We start from the raw sequence: 18,623 nt of genomic DNA on the forward strand, positions 1-18,623 counted from the left end.
ATGACCACCTTGGGTTCCCCGGACACGTTCAAGCGGCAGTGGCTGGACGGGTTCGTCACCGCGTACGGCCGCACGGTCCAGAAGGTGCCGGATGCCTACGGCGTCGTGCGCCGCGAGGCTCCGGCGAGCCCGAAGGTCGCGGTCGTGATCGGCGGCGGTTGCGGGCACTACCCGGCGTTCGCGGGTCTCGTCGGGCCCGGCCTTGCGGATGGCGCGGTGGTCGGCGACGTGTTCACGAGCCCGAGCGCCGAGCAGGTCTACCGCACGGCGCGGGCGGCGGACAACGGTGCCGGTGTCCTCTTCGGTTTCGGCAATTACCAAGGCGACGTGCTCCACTTCGGACTCGCTGCCCGCAGGCTGGCCGCGGAGGGCATTCCGAGCCGCACCATTCTGGTCACCGACGACATCGCGAGCGGTCCGGCGACTGAGCCCGAGCGCCGTCGCGGCGTGGCAGGCGATTTCCTGGTCTTCAAGATCGCGGGCGCGGCGGCGGAACGCGGCTACAGCCTGGACGCAGTACACGAGGTCGCGGCGAAGGCGAACGCGCGCACGCGGACGTTCGGCGTCGCGTTCGGCGGCTGCACGCTGCCCGGCGCGGACGCGCCCCTTTTCACTGTCGCGGACCAGGAAATGGAGCTGGGCCTCGGAATCCACGGTGAACCGGGCGTGCGCACGGTGGGCCGGTTGTCCGCGGCGGAGCTGGCAGACGAACTGGTCGACGGCCTCCTGCCGGAGCTGCCAGAGGGCGACGGCCGCGTGGTCGTGCTGGTGAACGGGCTCGGCCGCACCAAATACGAGGAAATGTTCGTCACCTACACCCGCGTGCACGAAAGGCTCGCCCAGGCCGGGCTCAGCCCCGTGCACTCCGAGGTCGGGGAGTTCGTGACCTCGCTCGACATGGCCGGGGTTTCGCTGTCGATCCTGGTGCTGGACGACGAATTGGCCGAGTTGTACGCCGCGCCGTGCGACACCCCGGGATACCGCACCAGCGGTGCCGAACTGACCACGGTCGAGCTTGAGTCCACAGTGGACGAATTGCTGACCGCGGAGGCTCCGGGGACCAGCGTTGTCGACCGGGTTCTCACCGCGGCTTTGCGCAGCATCGAGGAGAACGAAGCCGAACTGGGCAGGCTCGACGCGGTAGCCGCGGACGGAGACCACGGGCTCGGCATGACCCGCGGGATGCGCGCCGCCGTCGCCGCCGCGCGGCGCGAGCCGGACACAGTTTCCGGTGCGCTCCTGGCTGCCGGCACCGCGTTCGCCGATGCGGCTGGCGGTGCCTCAGGCGCGCTGTACGGCGTGCTGCTGGCGGAAACCGGAGCCGGTCTGCGCGGGGTTGCTGCCGAGGACATCACCACGGCAATGCTCGCCGACGCGGTCGACGGCGCGGTTCAGGCGTTTTGCGAGCTGGGCAAGGCCGAACCGGGCGACAAGACGATGCTCGACGCGATCGAGCCGTTCCGGGCCACGCTGCGGGAGCAGACGGGTTCGGAGGTAGTGCAGGCATGGCGGAAAGCCGCCGGAGCCGCGGTCGTGGCCGCGCAGGAGACCGCGCACCTGCGTCCGGCGAAGGGCCGCGCGGCGCGGCTCGCGCAACGGAGCGAGGGTCATTCGGATCCAGGTGCGGTGTCGTTCTCGCTGCTGGTGACGGCTGTCGGCGAGGAGCTGGAAAGGAGCGCGGACTGATGCGCATCGTGGTGGCGGCGGACAACGCCGGGGTCGAACTGAAGAATCAGCTGCGCGACCTGCTGCGGGCCGACGAGCGAGTCGCCGAGGTGACCGACCTCGGCGTGCCGGACGCGGCGGACGACCGGGCGTACCCGTTGCTCGGGCTGGCCGCGGCGGAAGCGATCGCCCGCGGCGAAGCGGACCGCGGCGTCCTGGTCTGCGGCACCGGCATCGGCATGGCGATCTCGGCGAACAAGGTTCCCGGCGTGCGGGCGACGGTCGCGCACGATTCGTACTCCGCCGAGCGGTCGATCAAGTCGAACGACTGCCAGGTGATCACCTTCGGAGCACGCGCGATCGGCCCCGAAGTGGCGAAGAAGATCGTGGCCGAATGGGTCGGATACCGCTTCGACCCCGAGTCGGCCAGCGCGACCAAGGTCGCGCACATCACCGAATACGAGAACGCCCACTGACCAAGGCGTCCGTCGTGGCGCACAATCGGCACAGAGCGAGTGAGGGAGCAGAGTTGCACATTCTCGCTGCGGGAGACCACTTCGTCAGCCCCGGCCTGCTGGCCGGAGCCGTCCGCGCGGAACTCGGCGGCGACCACGGGGTCGCCGAGCTGACGCTGCCGTGGCCGGTCGAGCCGTTCGGGCCGGTCGGCAACGTGCTGGAAGCCAGCGGTACCGAGGACCAGGTGATCGAGGCACTCGCCGGTGCCGAGGCCGTCGTCACGCAGATGGCTCCGTTCACCAAGAAGGTCTTCGCCGCCGCGCCGGCGCTCAAGCTCGTGTCGGTGTGCCGTGGCGGGCCGGTGAACGTCGACCTCGTCGCCGCCACTGAGGCCGGGGTCGCCGTCACCTACGCGCCGGGACGCAACGCGGGCGCGGCGGCCGAGTTCGCGGTCGGCATGATCCTGGCCGCGATGCGCCGGATCTCGACCTCCTCGGCCGAACTGCTCGTCGGCACCTGGCGCGGCGACTACTACGCGTACGACCAGGCAGGACTCGAACTGGGCGGCACCACGGTCGGCCTCGTCGGTTACGGCGCGATCGGGTCCCGGGTCACCAAGGTGCTCGTCGCGTTCGGGGCGAACGTCCTGGTGGCTGACCCCTATGCCGACCGCGCCGCGGTGGAGGCCGATGGCGCACAGCTTGTCGAGCTGGACGAGCTACTCAGGCAGAGCCGCGTCGTGAGCCTGCACGCACGGCTCACCGAGGAAACCCGGCACCTCATCAACGCGAGCAAGCTCGACCTCCTGCCGCAGGGCGCGGTCCTCGTGAACACCGCCCGCGGTGGCCTGCTCGACTACGCGCCGCTGCCCGAAGCTCTGCGCTCCGGTCGGCTCGGCGCACTCGCCCTGGACGTCTACGACGTCGAGCCGCCGCCAGCGGACTGGGCGCTGCGCGATGCGCCCAACGTGATCGCGACCCCGCATCTCGCCGGCGCGAGCAGGCAAACCGCTGAGCGGGCGGCCGCGATCGTCGCCGCGGAGGTCGGCCGGTACGCGCGCGGCGAGCAACTCGCCAACCTCGCGAATCCTGAGGTGCTGGAGCGACGGCCGTGATAGTCGGGGTCGACATCGGAACGTCGCTCACCAAGGCCGTGGTGTTCGACGAGGACGGCAGCTCCATCGCGAGCGCGTGCACGCCGTCCGAGGTGCACCACCTTCCAGGCGGCCGGGTCGAGCAGAACCTCGACCAGGTCGTCGGCACGGTCGCGACGGTGGTGCGCGAGGTCGCGGCCGCCCTGCCCGAGCCGGTGTCCGCGTTGGCGTTGACCGGCCAGGGCGACGGGCTGTGGCTCCGCGACGAGACGGGCGCCGCGGTGCACCCGGCCATCTCGTGGCTCGACGGCCGGGCGAACACGGTGCTCGCGAAATGGCAGGCCGACGGCGTGACCGCGGAAGTCTTCCGCCGCACCGGCTCCGGCATGTTCCCCGGCTGCACGGCGGCCATCATGTCCTATTTGGATACTCATGAGCCCGAGGTGCTCGACCGCGCCGTGGTAGCCGGGTACTGCGTGGACGCGGTGTTGCAGCGGCTCACCGGCGAGATCACGGTCGACGTTTCGGATGCGTCGCTGCCGTTCCTGAACCCAGCCACCCGCAGCTACGACGACGGCGCGATCGAGGCATGCGGACTGGGGCATCGCCGGTCACTGTTCGCGAAACCGGCCCCGGCGAAGTCGGTCTTCCGGCTCGACCGACGCGGTGCCGATCTGCTCGGGTTGCCGGTGGGCTTGCCGGTCACCGCAGGACCTTTCGATCTGCCAGCCAGCGCAATCGGTGCAGGCGTACGGAAACCAGGCGACGGCATCCTCACCGCCGGGACCACGCTCGCCTGCCAGGTGCTCACCTCCGATCCCGCATTCGACCCCGAAGCGGAACCAGCGGGCATGTTCCTGTGCACACCCGACGAAAACGAGTACCTGCACGCGATGCCGGCGATGGTCGGCACTGCCGGGATTGATTGGGCCTGCGAGTTGCTGGGCATCAGCGTCGAAGAAATCGACCCGCTGCTGGCAAGCAGCAAGCCAGGCGCTCGCGGAGTACGCGCACTGCCGTTCCTTTCGGTATCGGGCGAACGCGCACCATTCGTCGACGCCGGAGCGCGCGCACAGTTCTCCGGGCTGAGCCTGGAAACCGGCCGAGCCGACCTGGTCCGGGCACTGTGCGAGTCGATCGCTTACGCCGCACGGCATTGCTTTGAAGCAGCCGGCCTGTCCGGGCAGCTCTACGCCTGCGGCGGCGGAGTCCGTTCGCCCGAATGGCTGCGGATTTTCGCCGATGTGCTCGGCCGCCCGGTCGTGATCCCGAGCGACCCCGGCGTCGGCGCCCGCGGCGCCGTGCTCACCGCCGCGGCCGCACTGGGAACGCCGTACGATCGGGACCGCTGGGCCGCGAACTCGCGAACAGTCGAGGCCCGGCCCGAAAATGTAGCTGATTACGAGCGCGGTTACGCCGACTACCAGGCTTCCCTGTCTGCCGCGCGCGGACTGTGGAGGCTGTGAATGATCCTGGAGAACGAGCGTGCCGCGGTATGCGAGTACGCCCGCCGCCTGACTTCGGACGGCTTGGTCGTCGGCACGTCAGGCAACGTGTCCGCGCGAGCAGGCGACCTAGTCGCCGTAACCCCCACCGGCGTCGACTACGCCGCCCTCACACCCGCCGACATCCCCGTAGTAGACCTCGACGGCAACCTTGCAGACGGCAGCCTGAAGCCGACAAGCGAACTCCCGATGCACCTGGCCGTGTACACCCGAGCCGCCGACCCGGCGAGCGCACCGGTGAACGCGGTAGTGCACACGCATTCCGTGCACGCCACCGCAGTGTCCACTTTGGTCACCGAGGTCCCGCCGATCCACTACATGCTCGCGGCAATCGGCCCCACGGCCCGCGTAGCCCCATACGCGACCTACGGCACCACCGAACTTGCCGACGCCATGCTGCAAGCCCTGGACGATCGACGAGGCTGTCTCCTGGCCAACCACGGCACGATCACCTATGGCGACACGTTGTCGAGTGCGTACAGCCGCGCGCAGCAATTGGAATGGGTCTGCCAGGTGTGGCTGCAGGCCCGCTCCGCCGGTACTCCGAATTTGTTGCCGCCAGCGGAAATCGAGCACGTGGTGGAGAAACTGAAAGGATATGGCCAACGCTGACTGATCAATGCGAGGGTGGCGGCCCGCCCTGCTGACCAGCTTGTCCCGGCGGACACCCGGGCTGTTGCGGATACCTGGGTTGTGGCGGTATCCAGGCGGTGGTGCAGCCTGCGGCACCGGGTAACCGTTCTGCGACAAGGAATCCCGGTCCAGGCGGCATCGGGTGCCTAGCCTGATCAGGAGCCCAGGGCTGCGGTGAAAATCCGGGCGGCACCGGAACCCCGGGCTGACCCGGATATGCGGTGCCCGGTGGAGGCGGGTACCGGCCTGCCCGGCGTATCCCCGCGGCGTGAACTGCGCTGCCGTCCAAGCCGCTGGACCGTAGCCTGTTCCGACAGGTTGCGCGCCCAAAAGCACCTTGGCGACCGGAGGCAGCAACATCGCGATTGCCGTCAGCCCGGCGACGATCGCCGCAATCCAGTTTGAAGTTCCACGACGGCAAGCACGTGACGAGAGAGCAAACGCGACAGCGAAACAATTGCCACCACCGCTTGCACAACCGCAGGCACCACGAGAAAACGCGCCGGGCGCAGACCTCACGTCGCGAGCAATGCCGCTCCAGGCAGCACCGCGATACTCAGCACGGCCAACAGCGGATGCACGTAACTGCCGCTTTTCCAACTATGGTTGATCATGGTTGCGGCTTCGGCCCAGAGCACGACTATCTCGCTGAGTCCGAGCGCTCCCGTGAGCGCCAGGGCAAGATTCCGCGCCTGTTTGGTTGGTCCGGGCAGGCCGGGATAGCCCATACCCCCTGGTCCTCTTACGGCAGCGGGACGAGTGCCCCCATGCCCGCCCCCGCGAACTGCGTCGCCAGTCGCTGCGGCAACGGATTCGGATACAAAATGATCGACGCGAACGGCGACGGCGTGGAACCAGGCCCGCCGTGGCTCTGCAGACGCACGCTGACATGGACGTTGCGGTCAGCGGGAATCTCGAACGACACCGCACCCCAGGAAACGACGTATTGCCGACCGTCGATTCCCGCGAACGGGATGTACGTGTCAGCTCGGACGATATGCGTGGAAATATCGATCGTGAGCAACCGTCGAGGCCCGTCATGCGGGTCGACGTACGGAATCACGTTCGGAGTAGAAGCCAATTCCGGCGGGTCGGTCATCGTTCCGGGCCTTCCGCTAGACAACGGTCGAAGCTTACCCTCGGCGGGCGGAAGTCCTGATAGCGCTGGGCTTACGCGGCATTTCCCTTTGCCGTCGCGAGCGGCGAGGCGAGATCAGAACTGGTAGTACAGGAACGGGCTGAAAGTCCCCGTAGCCACCAAGATCGCCGCGTAAACCAGACCCACCGTCATGACCCCGATCCGCAGCGCCGTCGCTCCGCGGCTTCGGGACGATTCCAGCAGCGGGCCGGTCACCGGGTGCGCCGGGAGGATGAACACGATCAGCGCCAGCAGCAGGATCACCAGTCGCTGGTTCGTCAGCGCGCTTTCCACGACGTCACCCAGGCCGCCGAAGTCGGGGATCAGCATGTGGCCGATCATCGACAGCGCGTGGCCTAGGTCGGCGGAGCGAAAGAAGACCCAGCCGAACACCACGAGGATCAGCGTCAGCACCCGGCGGGCGATGCGGGCGGCTGGCTTGGCCGGGGAGTCGCCGAGGTTGAAGCGGCGTTCGATGACCAGGAGCGCGCCGTGGTAGCAGCCCCAGATCAGGAACGTCCATTGCGCGCCGTGCCAGAAGCCCGTCAGCACGAAGACGATCGACAGGTTCCGGTACGTCTTTCCGGCGCCGGAACGGTTGCCGCCCAGCGGGATGTAGACGTAGTCGCGGAACCAGCGGGACAGCGACATGTGCCAGCGGCGCCAGAACTCCGTGATCGTCACCGACGAGTACGGGCGGGCGAAGTTCTCCGGCAGCCGGAAGCCGAGCATGCGGCCCAGGCCGATCGCCATGTCCGAGTAGCCGGAGAAGTCGAAGAACAGCTGCAGGGTGTAGCCGATCGCGCCGAGCCAGGCCGTCGTGAACGTCATTTGGTTGGCCGGGGTCGAGAAGCAGGCTTCGACCATCGGGCTGAGCGAGTCGGCGATGATCGACTTCTTGCACAGGCCCAGCGCGAACCTCGGGAAACCCGCGGCGATGTCGTCCAGGCGGTGCGAACGCCGCTGCGGAAGCTGGTCGGCGATCTCCCGGTACCGCACGATGGGACCCGCCACGAGCTGCGGGAACATCGCGATGTACGCGGCGAACGACACCGGGTTGCGCAGCGCGTGCCGCTCGCCGCGGTAGATGTCGACCACGTACGAGATGTGGTGGAAGGTGTAGAAGGAAATGCCGATCGGCACCACGATGTTCGCGACGCCCAGGTCGCCGCCGAACCAGTGCGCGACGGCCGCGATCTGCTGCGTCGCGAAACCGGCGTACTTCCAGATGACGAGCACGAGCACGTCGAGCGTGATGACGCCGATCAGAATCCGCTTCCGGCGCTGGCCGCGCACGTCCCACGGGCTGGGTTCCAGCGCCGGGCCGGCCAGGAAGTTCACTGCCATGCAGAGCAGCAGCAGGAACAGGTAGGGACCGGCGCCGATCGTGTAGAACAGCAGGCTCGCGACCGCGACGATGCCGTTGCGCCAGCTGCGCGGGCACACCAGGACCGCGATCAGCACCGCGGGCATGAAGTACCACAAGAACAGCGGCGAAACGAACGACATCGGTGACGGACCCCCTCGGTTCCGGAGGAGACCTTAGCCCGAGCGGGTGGCTTCGCGGGGCGATGCCCGACGGATCACAGCACGAATCACCGAGGGTGATGGTTTTGGGAGGATTTCGCCGCTCGCGGTGGGGAAGCGGGATGGGCTCGGCGGGGCGCGAGGTGGTCCGGCGGACGTCGGTGAGACCGGGCGGCTTGGGGTTGGGCGATACCCGGGGCGGCTAACGGGAAGAGCCGTGGCCACGCAACGCAGCAGCGCGAGGATTCCGGCGGGCGGGCCGGGGGCGGTTAGGTGCGGGGCCTGGCGAGATGGAGCGTTCTGGAGGAGCCGGGATGGTGAGGCCTGGCTGGAGTTGTCCGGTGCGGAGGTGCGAGTGGAAGCATTCCCGGGTCCGGTTCGGTCAGCCGTTCTGGCTGAGTCGAGCGCGGCGAGGGCTGGCTGGAGTAATCCGGTGCGGAGATCCAAACAAACGCCCCGGTTGGTCAGGCGTTTTGGAGGAAGTGAGGCTTGGCTGGAGTTGTCCGGTGCGGAGGTGCGAGCGGAAGCACTCCCGGGCCCGGTTCGGTCAGTCGCATTGGCTGAGTCGAGGGCGGCGAGACCTGCCTGCGGTAGTCCGGTGCGGAAGTCCCGACGGAAGCACCCCCGACCCGGCTCAGTCGGTCTGGCGGAGGGGGCGGCGAGGCCTGAAGCCATCCGAACCGAGGCGTGCGAAGCCACCCCCGGCTCAATCAGTGATCCGGTCCAGCCATTCGCCCATCAACGCCTTCTCCGCCGCACTCAACCCCGAAACCTGCGGCAAAACCGCCCGCAAAGCCGTAGCTGCTGCGGCCGGGCCGGGGGTCCGGGACACCGGTCGGTCCGTGCTGATCGCGGCGATCACCGCCTCCCGGGCCGCGACCGAGACCGTCAGGTCGCGGGAGTCCGGCGGAGTGGTGATCAAGCTCAACGTCGCCCCGGACCCGGCGGCGTGGATCAAGGCCGCCGCCAGGGGTTCTGGCACCCGGAGGCGTCCGGCCGAGGCGATGCGGCTGACTCGCGCCGCGAGGATCTCCAGGGACTTCTCCAAAGCCGGAGAAGGACCGGGTCGGGTGGTCATCAGCAGGTACAACGCGGGGTTCGCCAGGCCGAACTCCAGATGCTGATCCCAGCCCTGCCGCAAATCCTCTAGGGGGTCGTCGGCGGGGGGCTGGGCCGTTTTCTCCTCCAGATAGTCGGCGTAGCCCTGGACGGTGATGGCGTCGAGCAGGCCGTCCTTGTCGCCGAACAACCGATAGATCGTCGGCGGCTGGACGCCTGCCGCTGAACTCACCGCGCGGGTCGACACCGCGTCCGGGCCGCCACTGGACAGCAGGTCCAGGGCGGCCTTGATGATGCGGGCGCGGGCGTCTTCGGGCACGTTATCGACGATAACAGGCCGGTGATTCCAGTGAAATCAGACGCGTCCGGCGATCCGGCGGCGGCGGGCGACCTCGGCCAGCAACACGCCAGCGGCGACCGAGGCGTTCAGCGACTCCACACCAGCGGCCATCGGGATCGAAACTGTCGCGTCGCAGGTCTCGCGGACCAGCCGGGAAAGGCCGCGGCCTTCCGAGCCGAGCACAATGACCAGCGGGTCCGCCGCCAGGTCGAGGGCGTCGATGTCGACCGTGCCGTCAGCGTCGAGGCCGACGATCATCAGGCCCTTCGACGCCCACGCGCGCAGCTGGCGCGTGAGGTTCGTGGCGACCGCGATCGGCAGCTTCGCCGCGGTACCAGCGCTGGTACGCCACGCGACGGCGGTCATTCCGGCGCTGCGACGCTCCGGCAGCAGCAAACCCTGCGCACCGAACGCCGCGGCGGACCGGATCACCGCGCCGAGGTTGCGCGGGTCGGTGACGCCGTCGAGCGCGACGAACAGCGGGGTGTTGCCCGAGTCGCGCGCGGCCTGCATCAGGTCGTCCGGGTGCGCGTACTCGAACGGCGGCACCTGCAGGCCGAGGCCCTGGTGCATCGCCCGGTTGGTCTTGCGGTCCAGCTCCTCGCGCGGGATCTCCAGGATCGAGATGCCCTTGTCGCCGGCCAGCCGGACGGCCTCGTTGACCCGGTCGTCGATGTCGATGTTGAGCGCGACGTACAACGCCGTGCCCGGCACGTCCGCGCGCAGCGCCTCGACGACCGGGTTGCGGCCGGCGATCAGCTCCGGCCGGTCGGCCTTCTTCTGCCGGGCCTGGTCGCGCTTGGTGGCGGCGTTGGCAGCGCGGTACGCCTTGTGCCCGGGCCGGTCCTCGGCCTTGGGCGTCGGGCCCTTGCCCTCGAGCGCCTTGCGCCGCTGCCCGCCCGACCCGACGACGGCGCCCTTCTTGGTGCCGGTCTTGCGGATGGCACCTTTGCGCTGTGAGTTGCCTGCCATGAATCCTCAATCTCTGCTGCCGCGAAGGAAGTCAGGAGTTCCTGACTGTCCATTGCGGACCGTTCGGGGTGTCTTCCACCGCGATCCCCGCCGCCACGAGACGGTCGCGGGCGGCGTCCGCGCGGGCGAAGTCCTTCGCCGCACGGGCCTCCTGGCGTTCGGCCAGAAGGGCTTCCACGAGCGTGCCCAGCGCGTCGCGGACGGGAGTGTCCGAGCCGCCATCCGCCCAGTCCGGCGACAGCGGGTCGATGCCGAGCACGCCGGTCATCCCGCGGACCGTGCCGGCCAATTCGAGCGCCTTCGTGGTGTCGCCGCCGTCGAGGGCGGCGTTACCGTCGCGGACCGTGTTGTGCACCACGGCGAACGCGGCCGGGGTCGCCAGGTCGTCGTCCATCGCCGCGGCGAATTCCGTCGAAACCTCGCCCACGGAGACCGCGCCTGCCGACTCCGCCCGGCGCAGGAACGCCTCGATCCGCCGGTAGCCCTGCGCGGCTTCGGAAACCGCGCCTTCGGAGTACTCGACAGTCGACCGGTAGTGCGGCTGCACCAGGTAGTAGCGCAGTTCGGGCGCGCGGTAGCGCTCCAGCATCGCCGGGATCGCGACCGTGTTGCCCAGCGACTTCGACATCTTCTCGCCGGACATGGTCACCCACGCGTTGTGCAGCCAGTAGCGGGCGAACCCGTCGCCCGCCGCGTTCGACTGCGCGCGTTCGTTCTCGTGGTGCGGGAACACCAGGTCGACGCCGCCGCCGTGGATGTCGAACTCGGCGCCGAGGTAGTTGGTCGCCATCGCCGAGCACTCCAGGTGCCAGCCCGGCCGCCCGTCGCCCCACGGCGTCGGCCATGACGGCTCGCCCGGCTTCGCGCTCTTCCACAGCGTGAAGTCGCGCGAATCACGCTTGCCGCGGGTCGGCGTCTCGCCCTGCTGGACCTCGTCGAGCTGCTGGCCCGACAGCGTGCCGTACTCCGGGAACGACTTCACCGAGAAGTACACGTCGCCGTCGACGGCGTACGCGTGCCCGGCTTCGATCAGCCGCTCCATCAGCCGGACCATCTGCGTGATGTGCCCGGTCGCACGGGGCGTGGCGGACGGCGGGAGGCAGCCGAGATCCTCGTACGCCTTCTCGAACGCCCGCTCGTGCGTCGCCGCCCATTCCCACCACGGCCGTCCGGCGTCGGCGGCCTTGGCGAGGATCTTGTCGTCGATGTCGGTGACGTTGCGGACCAGCAGCACGTCCAGTCCACTGTGGAGCAGCCAGCGGCGGAGCACGTCGTAATTCAGCATGCCGCGGACGTGCCCGATATGCGGTACTCCCTGCACGGTGGCACCGCACACGTAGATCGACGCCGTTCCGCTGCGGACGGGAGAGAACTCCCGAGGGGCACGGGTCGCGGTGTCGTACAGGTGCAAAGCCACGAGGTAAAGGGTACCGGGAGCACTGTGGGAGACGTCGCAGGACGTCAGAGCACGCCGTGCTCCCGCAAGACGCCTAGCAGCGCGTCCGGCCGTTCGGCAGTCGGCAGCGGGTCGACCAGGGCGAAGTGGCAGCCCAGCGCACGGGCGCCGCCGTCGGCCTCTTCGCTGTCGCCGACCATCAGCGTCTCCTCGGCGCGCACGCCGAGCCGCTCGATCGCCGACTGGAAGATCTCCGGCTCCGGTTTCACGGCTCCGACCTCGAAGGACAGCGTGAACTCGGAGACGTGCGCGTCCCAGCCGCGCTGGCCGAACGCGGGCCGGATGTCGAACGCGATGTTGCTCAGCACGCCCGCCTTGCGCCCGCTGCTCGCGACTGCCTTGAGCGCGGCCTCGGTGTCCGGGTACGGCGTCCACTGGTCGGGCGCGATGAGCTGCGCGTACAGCGCCTCGGCCTGGTCGCGCCGCGGCACGCCGGACAGCCGCAGGACCTCCAGGTACACCTTCCGGTGCAGCTTCGGGTCGCGGTCGCGGTTGTGCCAGGCGTGCAGGTGCTCCTCGTCCAGTTCGACGGACTGCTCGACCGGCGCGGTCATCCGCCGCATCAGCTCGGTCTGGGCTTCGACGTCGAGCGCCGCACCGTCGTCGTCGCGGACGTCGGAGAGCCAGCCGTCCTGCTGCTCAAGCCGGAAAAGAGTGCCAGAGAAATCGAACAACACCGCGTTGATGGCCACGCGCCAACCTTATCCGGCAATCCGGGTGCGATGCCGCCCGTTTGTGGTCCCCGGCTCACCTCCGCGCCTTTCCTGGTGCTGGGGCGAGCGTGGTCTGATGACTGACGTGCGTCTGGACAATCTGGCGGGCACGACCGAGACGGCAGTGATCGTGCCGGTACCGGCCGCGGACGCGGTCGTGGACAGCTACCGGCAAGTCCTGGACCACTCGGCCTGGTGGGGTGTTCCGGCGCACGTCACGGTCGTTTATCCGTTCCTCCCGCCGGACCGGATCACCGAGGCTGTGGTCGAAGACTTGCGAGAGGCGCTGACGGCGGTCGGCTCGTTCGAGTGTGCGTTCTCGAGGGTTGGCTGGTTCGGGAAGGAGGTGGCGTGGCTGGCTCCTGACCCGGCTGAGCCCTTCCGGACGTTGACCGAACTGGTGTGGCACAGGTTCCCCGAGTACCCGCCGTATGGCGGTGCCCATGCCGAGCTGATCCCGCACCTCACTGTCGGGAGCACACGCCTTGGTGATCATTCCGCGCTGCGGCGGGCAGCCGCCGAGGTGCGGTCGAAGCTGCCGATCCGCGATGAGATCAACCGGGTGCGCTTGATCGCTGGCAACGCGGGGGCGAGGTCGTGGCGAACGGTGATCGAGTTCGCGTTGGGGGATGCGTAGGCACGTGGCGATTCGAGGTCGACGGTCAGGCGGCCGGGACGTACAGCTCCACGAACTCCGGCGTCGCGTCGAGCCGGACCTTCAGGATCGGCACCGCCTTGTTCACCGGATCGCCGCGGTCGTCGAACGAGATCATCCCGCTCGCTCCCGGGACCGCGGACTGTCCGTGCAACCGGTTCCTGGCCTGCAGCACGTCCTGGGCGGTGACCTGCTCCGGCGACACCCGCGGGATGCCGCGGATGGCCCAGACCACGGTCAGCACCGCGTCGTGCGCCAGGATCGCGATGCCGTCGTCCAGCCGCTCCCGGGGGAAGACCGCCGTGAAGCAGCCGTCGCACCCTGGTTCTTCGAAGCTCGCGACGGCCGCCTTGTTGAACGACTCCGGATGGTCGCGCCAAGCCTGCGGGTGCGCGAGCCCGGGGGCGAGGACGGTGACGTTCGCCTGGAGGCCGCGGCGCATTTCCGGACCGGGCGGGCCGACCTGGGCGAGGTCGCCGGTCAGCACGGTCAGATGCTTGTCGAGACACGGCCGCTGGGCGAGCTGCGCGACGAACGACTTCAGGTGGTCCTCGCGGCCGGCGAAGTAGACGACGTCCGGGTTGTCGCCGCAGATGTTGGGCATCATCTGCAGGAACGTGTTCTCGATCCCGGGCAGGCTCGAGTCGTAGGACTCGGTGCGCCCGACGATCCGGTGCGTGGCGTCGGCGAACGTCTTGGTGAACGCCGTGGCCAGCGTCTTCGGGTACAGGTCGTCGGGGTTCTGGTCCTGTACGACGGTGGCGGTGTGTGCGGTCGGCTTCACGTAGCCCGCCATCGAACTGCCGTAGGTCGAGCTGGTCGGGGAGACCCGCAGGAACCCGGGGATCTGCGAGAACTCGTCGGCGGCCAGGTGCGAGGCGACGACCGGGACGCGGTGGTCGGACAGCTTCTGGATGGCGCTGCGCGCGGTGTCGAGGCTCAGCCCGATCCCGGTCACGCCCACGATCCGGTCGGCTCCGGTGCGGCCGATCAGGTCGTCGACCACCGGCTCCCACTGTTTGAGCTGGCTGCCGGGGTTGGCGAGCAGCAGCCGGATGAGCGGCACGCTGCCCCACGACTGCGTTTTGTTGGCCCGGTGCTGCGCGACATACGCCCCTTCGAGCTGATGCCGCACCCATTCGCGCGAAAGAATATCGTGGTCGGTGAGCGTCATCGGCAGGAGCACCGCGATGGTCACGTACGGTTTCCCGGAGCCGACGGTTTCGGTATTTTCCTGATGAATTCTGTTTTCCACATCCGCGAGGTCGGGAGAAAACACGAATTCGCCGTCAGTCGTGCCGATGCATTCGGAATTCTCACCGCGCTCCTCGACGCCGGCACCGCACGTGCGGTTCGCCTCGCTGATCGCCGGGACGACCACGAACGCCGCGACGACGATGACCACGACCAGCACGACCGCGCCGCCGCCCCACAGCCACTTCGCCCAGGCCGGCCGAGGCGGCTTGATCCGTTGCGTCATCGGTAGCGCTCCGCTCGCTCGTGCAGCAGCATCGATCCTCGTCCCCGGCCCTGGGCCAGATGGTGGAATCCGCTTTCGATGGTGGCGTTGAGGGTGCCGCCCGGGTCGCCGAGCGGATCGCGCGCCAGCCACAGCGAAACGACCAGCCACGCCACGGTGGTCTCCAGTTCGCCTTCCCATTCGCCGACGTGCTCCTGCACCTGCGTGTACGGGTCCGCGTTCTCCACCAGGCGGTTGGGCGCGGCGGTGATCGTGTCCAGTTCGGCGAGCCACGCTTCCGCGGTCGGCACGTCGAACTCGGCGTGCGCCGCGCTGAGCGGCTTGCACAGATGCGTCACCACCGCGTCGACGTTTTCGAGCGCCAGATCGTGGTAGCGCGCGGCGGCGACGCGGCCGTTCTTCTCGTAGAAATCGCGGCAGCGCGTGTGCACCTTTTCCCAGTTCAACGGGTGGTCGTCGGCGCGGGTCGCCAGCTTCCGCAGCAGCAACCGGCGCAGCCACGGGTGCAGGACGTAGCGCGACGGATCGTCCGGATCCGCCCGCAGCCACAGCTGATCGGCGAGCTGCTTGAAGAGCGGTCCCTCGCCCATCGGATTGCGCAGGTCGAGAATTTCCTTGTGGAACAGCATTTCCACGTCCACCGCGGCGCTCGCGGTGACGAGTTCCTGGCGGCTCGCGGTCGAAAAGTCTTGCAGCAGGTAGTCGCACATCTCGGCGAGCAACGTGGACTCGCTGCCGTCGTCGGCGGTTACCGTGGTGTACAAGGCTTCCCGCAAGGTGTTCGGGTTGGCCGATTCGTATCGCGCGGCGAGAGTCCGCAGGATTTCCCGCACCGCGCCGGGGTGTCCGTCGGTGAGCCGGGACAGAAACCGCGGCAGCCGCGACGTCGGGTGCACGTCGTGCGCGGCGGCGACATCGACGACGTCGCCGGTGGACAGCGTGCCGAGTTCCAGCAGGTACCACGGGGACCAGCGGTTGTCCGGCTGACCGGGGATCCAATCGGTTTCCACGTGCGCGGGCAGCCGCGGCACCGGCCATTCGAGCCCGCTGGTCCGATGCTCCGGGTTGCGGCGGATCTCCCGGTCGCTGCCGGGATGCGCGGTGACCATCGACCAGCTTTCGCCCCAGTCCGGATTCCACGTCCGGCTCGTCGCGATCACCACCAGCGGATCGGCCTCGTCCGGCGTGTGCCTGCGCGACTCGGCGAGCGCGCGCAGGAAGTCCTGTCCGCCCTTCGTGTGCGCGTTGTCCAGCAATACCAGGCAATTCATCGTCCGGCGGGTGCCGGAGATGCCGGAGTACGCGCGGCGCAGATCGGCGAGGAACGCGTCGCAGATGATCGCGTCGACCGCGGCCCGGTCGTCCTCGTCGCCGTGCGCGTGCTTGGCGATCTCGATCAGGAAGTCCTGGTGATTGCCGTGTCCGGTCGGCATGGCCTTGACCTTGCCCATCAGCCGCCGCCGGTCGTACCAGCTGAGTCCGCGCAGCAGCAGTTCGGTCGCCTCGTTCCAGCCGGGAAGGCTGTTGCCGGACGTGACCCCGCCGACGAGCTTGACCACGTCCACGATCGTGTCGCGATTGCGTTCCAGCGGCTGGTTTTTCGCGATCAGGTCCCGGAGCTTGCGCAGCGCGGCCCTGCGGTCGCCGAGTTCCACCGGCGCGCTGAGCACGAGCATGCACAGCCACAGCCGGGGAAACGCGATACGGCCGAATTGCCGCCATTGCCTTCCGAGATCGAACGCCAAGTGGCCCAGCAGTTCCCGCGGCTGAATCTGCTCCCAGTCGCGCCGCTCGAAATCGACGAGCGCGTGCGGGAGGTCCTCGCATCGGGTGCGCAATTCCTCCAGCAGTGCCGACTTTCCCGAACCGCGCACGCCGAGCGCCACCGCGATCGGCAGCGGTCTGCTCTGCCCTCCCGGACGGCTCAGCAGTTCTTCGACCAGCCTCCCGGTGATCGAACGTACTCCGGACAAGCGATGCGCATCGACGGGCATCGTCCCCCTTTGGCCCGGGCGGCCCCGCTCCCTGCCGCCGCAAACGTCGCGGAATAACTATAATGAGCCGCGGGTACGCGCGCAGAAGTTAGCGAAGATTTTTGCCCGGTCGGCGAAGATCGTTTTCCCGGATCAGCTAGTCCGCGCTGGTCAGGTATCGCCGAAAATGGAATATCACGATTTCCCGCGCGAGCGAATTCCGCTCAGCCGCGCACCAGCAGCGCGGTCGCGACCGCCGCGATGCCCTCGCCCCGTCCGGTCAGCCCGAGCCCGTCCGACGTCGTTCCCGAGACGCTCACCGGCCCGCCGGCGGCGTCGCTCAGCACCTGTTGCGCCTCGTCGCGCCGTTTCCCGATCCGGGGGTGGTTGCCGATGACCTGGACGGTCGCGTTGGCCACCTGCCAGCCCTCGGCCCGCAGCAACGCGCGCACCTCGACGAGCATGTCGGTGCCGTGCGCGCCGTCCATGCGCGGATCGCCGGTGCCGAACACCGCGCCGAGATCGCCGAGGCCGGCGGCGGACAGCAGGGCGTCGCACAGCGCGTGTGCCGCGACGTCGCCGTCGGAGTGGCCCGCGCAGCCGTCGACTCCCGGCCATCGCAAGCCCGCCATCCAGCATTCGCGGCCCGGCTCGACCGGATGGACGTCGACGCCGTTGCCTACCCGCAGATCGGTCACAGGGGATCCTCTCGGTCCCCGCCTGCGACGAGCGCCTCGGCGAGGGTGAGTTCGAAGGCGCTCGCGACGCGCATCGCGTCCGGATCGCCGGGGACGGTGGCCGCGCCCGCGGTGTCGGCGAGACCGGGGTCAGCGGAATCGGCGAGTGCGGAACGGAAAGCGGAAAGGGAAAAACCAACCGGGGTTTGCGCGCTGCGGAGTCCGTCGCGATCCACCGTGGCGGTGACAATTCCGGTTTCGTCAGTGGTTTTCACCGTGTCGGACATCGGCAGCACCGGCACCGCGACGGGCGCGCCTTCCCGGACCGCGGCCAGCACCTGCCGGACCGTCCGTTGTGGAGTGAACGCCCGCAGCGCGTCGTGCACCAGCACGACGGCGTCCGGGGAAAGAAGCGGCTCGACGGCGGCGAATACCTGCCGGAGCGATTCGCCGGAAACGACCCGGCAGCCGAGGCCGTGCACAGCCTCGGAAAACGACTTCGCACACCGCTCGGGGGCTGCGGCGACCACCAGATCGATCTCCGGTGTGCCGAGCAGCCCCCGCACGGTGTGCGTGAGTAGTGCTGCACCGCCGACCGCCGCGAGCGCTAGCTCGGGATCGACCGGATGGTGCGCGACAGTCACGAACGCGACACTGAGCACCTGTGGGTTCATCAGGTCGTGATCGTAGGGAACCGGTTGCCTTGGCGGCGAACCGGACGACCCGGGGTCAGACCGTCGCGGTCTCCAGAACCTCGTCGAGGAGCGTTTCCGCCTTGCCCTCGTCGGTGCCCTCCGCGAGCGCGAGCTCGCTGACCAGGATTTGCCGTGCTTTCGCCAGCATGCGTTTCTCGCCGGCTGAAAGTCCGCGGTCCTTTTCTCGCCGCCAGAGGTCGCGCACCACTTCGGCCACCTTGTTCACATCGCCGGAGGCGAGTTTCTCCAGGTTGGCCTTGTACCGACGAGACCAGTTCGTGGGCTCTTCGGTGTGCGGAGCACGCAGAACATCGAAGACCTTGTCCAGTCCCTCTTGCCCGACGACATCGCGTACGCCGACGATCTCGGCGTTGTCAGCGGGCACGCGAACCGTAAGATCCCCTTGCGCGACTTTGAGGACGAGGTACTTCTTTTCCTCGCCCTTGATCACGCGGGTCTCGATGGCTTCGATGAGTGCGGCACCGTGGTGCGGGTAGACGACGGTCTCTCCGACCTTGAAAACCATGTGTCCTCTGCCCCTTTCGCTGACTCCATCCTATCACGGCTGTTCGGCGGCCACCTAGCG

At 68.7% G+C, this 18,623-nt stretch carries 18 protein-coding genes; 6 read left to right on the forward strand and 12 right to left on the reverse strand.

Features of this window, described 5'->3' with window-relative positions; genetic code table 11:
* The 5 genes from D0D37_RS10310 to D0D37_RS10330 are packed head-to-tail and all read left to right on the forward strand — an operon-like array spanning window position 1 to window position 5,331.
* Window positions 1-1,686 carry a dihydroxyacetone kinase family protein gene (locus D0D37_RS10310; RefSeq protein WP_116200279.1) on the forward strand — a complete coding sequence of 562 codons (1,686 nt, stop codon included), beginning with the start codon at window positions 1-3 and terminating at the stop codon, window positions 1,684-1,686.
* On the forward strand, window positions 1,686-2,141 hold the full coding sequence (locus D0D37_RS10315; RefSeq protein WP_116200280.1) for a ribose-5-phosphate isomerase: 456 nt from the start codon (window positions 1,686-1,688) through the stop codon (window positions 2,139-2,141). Before D0D37_RS10310 ends, D0D37_RS10315 begins: the two co-directional genes overlap by 1 nt.
* Before the next feature lie 53 nt (window positions 2,142-2,194).
* On the forward strand, window positions 2,195-3,235 hold the full coding sequence (locus D0D37_RS10320; protein ID WP_116200281.1) for a 2-hydroxyacid dehydrogenase: 1,041 nt from the start codon (window positions 2,195-2,197) through the stop codon (window positions 3,233-3,235).
* Window positions 3,232-4,680 (forward strand): FGGY-family carbohydrate kinase, encoded by a 1,449-nt coding sequence (locus D0D37_RS10325; RefSeq protein WP_116200282.1) that lies wholly within the window; start codon window positions 3,232-3,234, stop codon window positions 4,678-4,680. The genes D0D37_RS10320 and D0D37_RS10325 overlap by 4 nt, the downstream gene beginning before the upstream one ends.
* Window positions 4,681-5,331, forward strand: coding sequence for a class II aldolase/adducin family protein (locus tag D0D37_RS10330; RefSeq protein WP_116200283.1), 651 nt, complete (start codon window positions 4,681-4,683; stop codon window positions 5,329-5,331).
* A gap of 536 nt (window positions 5,332-5,867) precedes the next feature.
* Here the strand turns inward: D0D37_RS10330 and D0D37_RS10335 are convergent.
* The 7 genes from D0D37_RS10335 to D0D37_RS10365 all read right to left on the reverse strand — a co-directional run bounded on the left by D0D37_RS10335 (window position 5,868) and on the right by D0D37_RS10365 (window position 12,536).
* The gene (locus tag D0D37_RS10335) at window positions 5,868-6,080 is read right to left on the reverse strand and encodes a hypothetical protein (protein ID WP_116200284.1); all 213 of its coding nucleotides are present in this window, start codon (window positions 6,078-6,080) and stop codon (window positions 5,868-5,870) included.
* Between the two features lie 14 nt (window positions 6,081-6,094).
* The gene (locus D0D37_RS10340) at window positions 6,095-6,451 is read right to left on the reverse strand and encodes a hypothetical protein (RefSeq protein ID WP_116200285.1); all 357 of its coding nucleotides are present in this window, start codon (window positions 6,449-6,451) and stop codon (window positions 6,095-6,097) included.
* 114 nt (window positions 6,452-6,565) lie between these two features.
* Window positions 6,566-7,999, reverse strand: coding sequence for an MBOAT family O-acyltransferase (locus D0D37_RS10345; protein WP_116200286.1), 1,434 nt, complete (start codon window positions 7,997-7,999; stop codon window positions 6,566-6,568).
* Window positions 8,000-8,723: 724 nt separating this feature from the next.
* Entirely contained in the window at window positions 8,724-9,395 is a 672-nt protein-coding gene (locus D0D37_RS10350; protein WP_116200287.1) for a TetR/AcrR family transcriptional regulator, read from the reverse strand.
* Between the two features lie 36 nt (window positions 9,396-9,431).
* Window positions 9,432-10,388 (reverse strand): 23S rRNA (guanosine(2251)-2'-O)-methyltransferase RlmB, encoded by a 957-nt coding sequence (gene rlmB / locus D0D37_RS10355; RefSeq protein WP_116200288.1) that lies wholly within the window; start codon window positions 10,386-10,388, stop codon window positions 9,432-9,434.
* Window positions 10,389-10,419: 31 nt separating this feature from the next.
* The gene (gene cysS / locus D0D37_RS10360; protein WP_116200289.1) at window positions 10,420-11,805 is read right to left on the reverse strand and encodes a cysteine--tRNA ligase; all 1,386 of its coding nucleotides are present in this window, start codon (window positions 11,803-11,805) and stop codon (window positions 10,420-10,422) included.
* A gap of 44 nt (window positions 11,806-11,849) precedes the next feature.
* Window positions 11,850-12,536: an HAD family hydrolase gene (locus tag D0D37_RS10365; RefSeq protein ID WP_116200290.1), complete on the reverse strand. Its 687-nt coding sequence runs from the start codon at window positions 12,534-12,536 to the stop codon at window positions 11,850-11,852.
* 97 nt (window positions 12,537-12,633) lie between these two features.
* Here D0D37_RS10365 and D0D37_RS10370 point away from each other — a divergent pair, with 97 nt between their 5' ends.
* Complete coding sequence (locus tag D0D37_RS10370; RefSeq protein WP_116200291.1) at window positions 12,634-13,194, forward strand: 2'-5' RNA ligase family protein; 561 nt, start codon at window positions 12,634-12,636, stop codon at window positions 13,192-13,194.
* Between the two features lie 25 nt (window positions 13,195-13,219).
* Here D0D37_RS10370 and D0D37_RS10375 read toward each other — a convergent pair whose 3' ends face one another.
* The 5 genes from D0D37_RS10375 to D0D37_RS10395 form a co-directional block, all read right to left on the reverse strand.
* Complete coding sequence (locus D0D37_RS10375; protein WP_116200292.1) at window positions 13,220-14,692, reverse strand: type 1 periplasmic-binding domain-containing protein; 1,473 nt, start codon at window positions 14,690-14,692, stop codon at window positions 13,220-13,222.
* The gene (locus D0D37_RS10380) at window positions 14,689-16,686 is read right to left on the reverse strand and encodes a hypothetical protein (protein ID WP_116200293.1); all 1,998 of its coding nucleotides are present in this window, start codon (window positions 16,684-16,686) and stop codon (window positions 14,689-14,691) included. The genes D0D37_RS10375 and D0D37_RS10380 overlap by 4 nt, the downstream gene beginning before the upstream one ends.
* 203 nt (window positions 16,687-16,889) lie before the next feature.
* On the reverse strand, window positions 16,890-17,354 hold the full coding sequence (gene ispF / locus D0D37_RS10385; protein ID WP_116200403.1) for a 2-C-methyl-D-erythritol 2,4-cyclodiphosphate synthase: 465 nt from the start codon (window positions 17,352-17,354) through the stop codon (window positions 16,890-16,892).
* 5 nt (window positions 17,355-17,359) lie between these two features.
* Window positions 17,360-18,016 carry an IspD/TarI family cytidylyltransferase gene (locus D0D37_RS10390; protein ID WP_116200294.1) on the reverse strand — a complete coding sequence of 219 codons (657 nt, stop codon included), beginning with the start codon at window positions 18,014-18,016 and terminating at the stop codon, window positions 17,360-17,362.
* Between the two features lie 55 nt (window positions 18,017-18,071).
* Window positions 18,072-18,563, reverse strand: a complete 492-nt coding sequence (locus D0D37_RS10395) for a CarD family transcriptional regulator (RefSeq protein ID WP_009084200.1) — start codon at window positions 18,561-18,563, stop codon at window positions 18,072-18,074.
* Window positions 18,564-18,623: the final 60 nt, after the last annotated feature.

Source organism: Amycolatopsis circi (assembly GCF_003385235.1).
GTDB classification, from domain to species: domain Bacteria; phylum Actinomycetota; class Actinomycetes; order Mycobacteriales; family Pseudonocardiaceae; genus Amycolatopsis; species Amycolatopsis circi.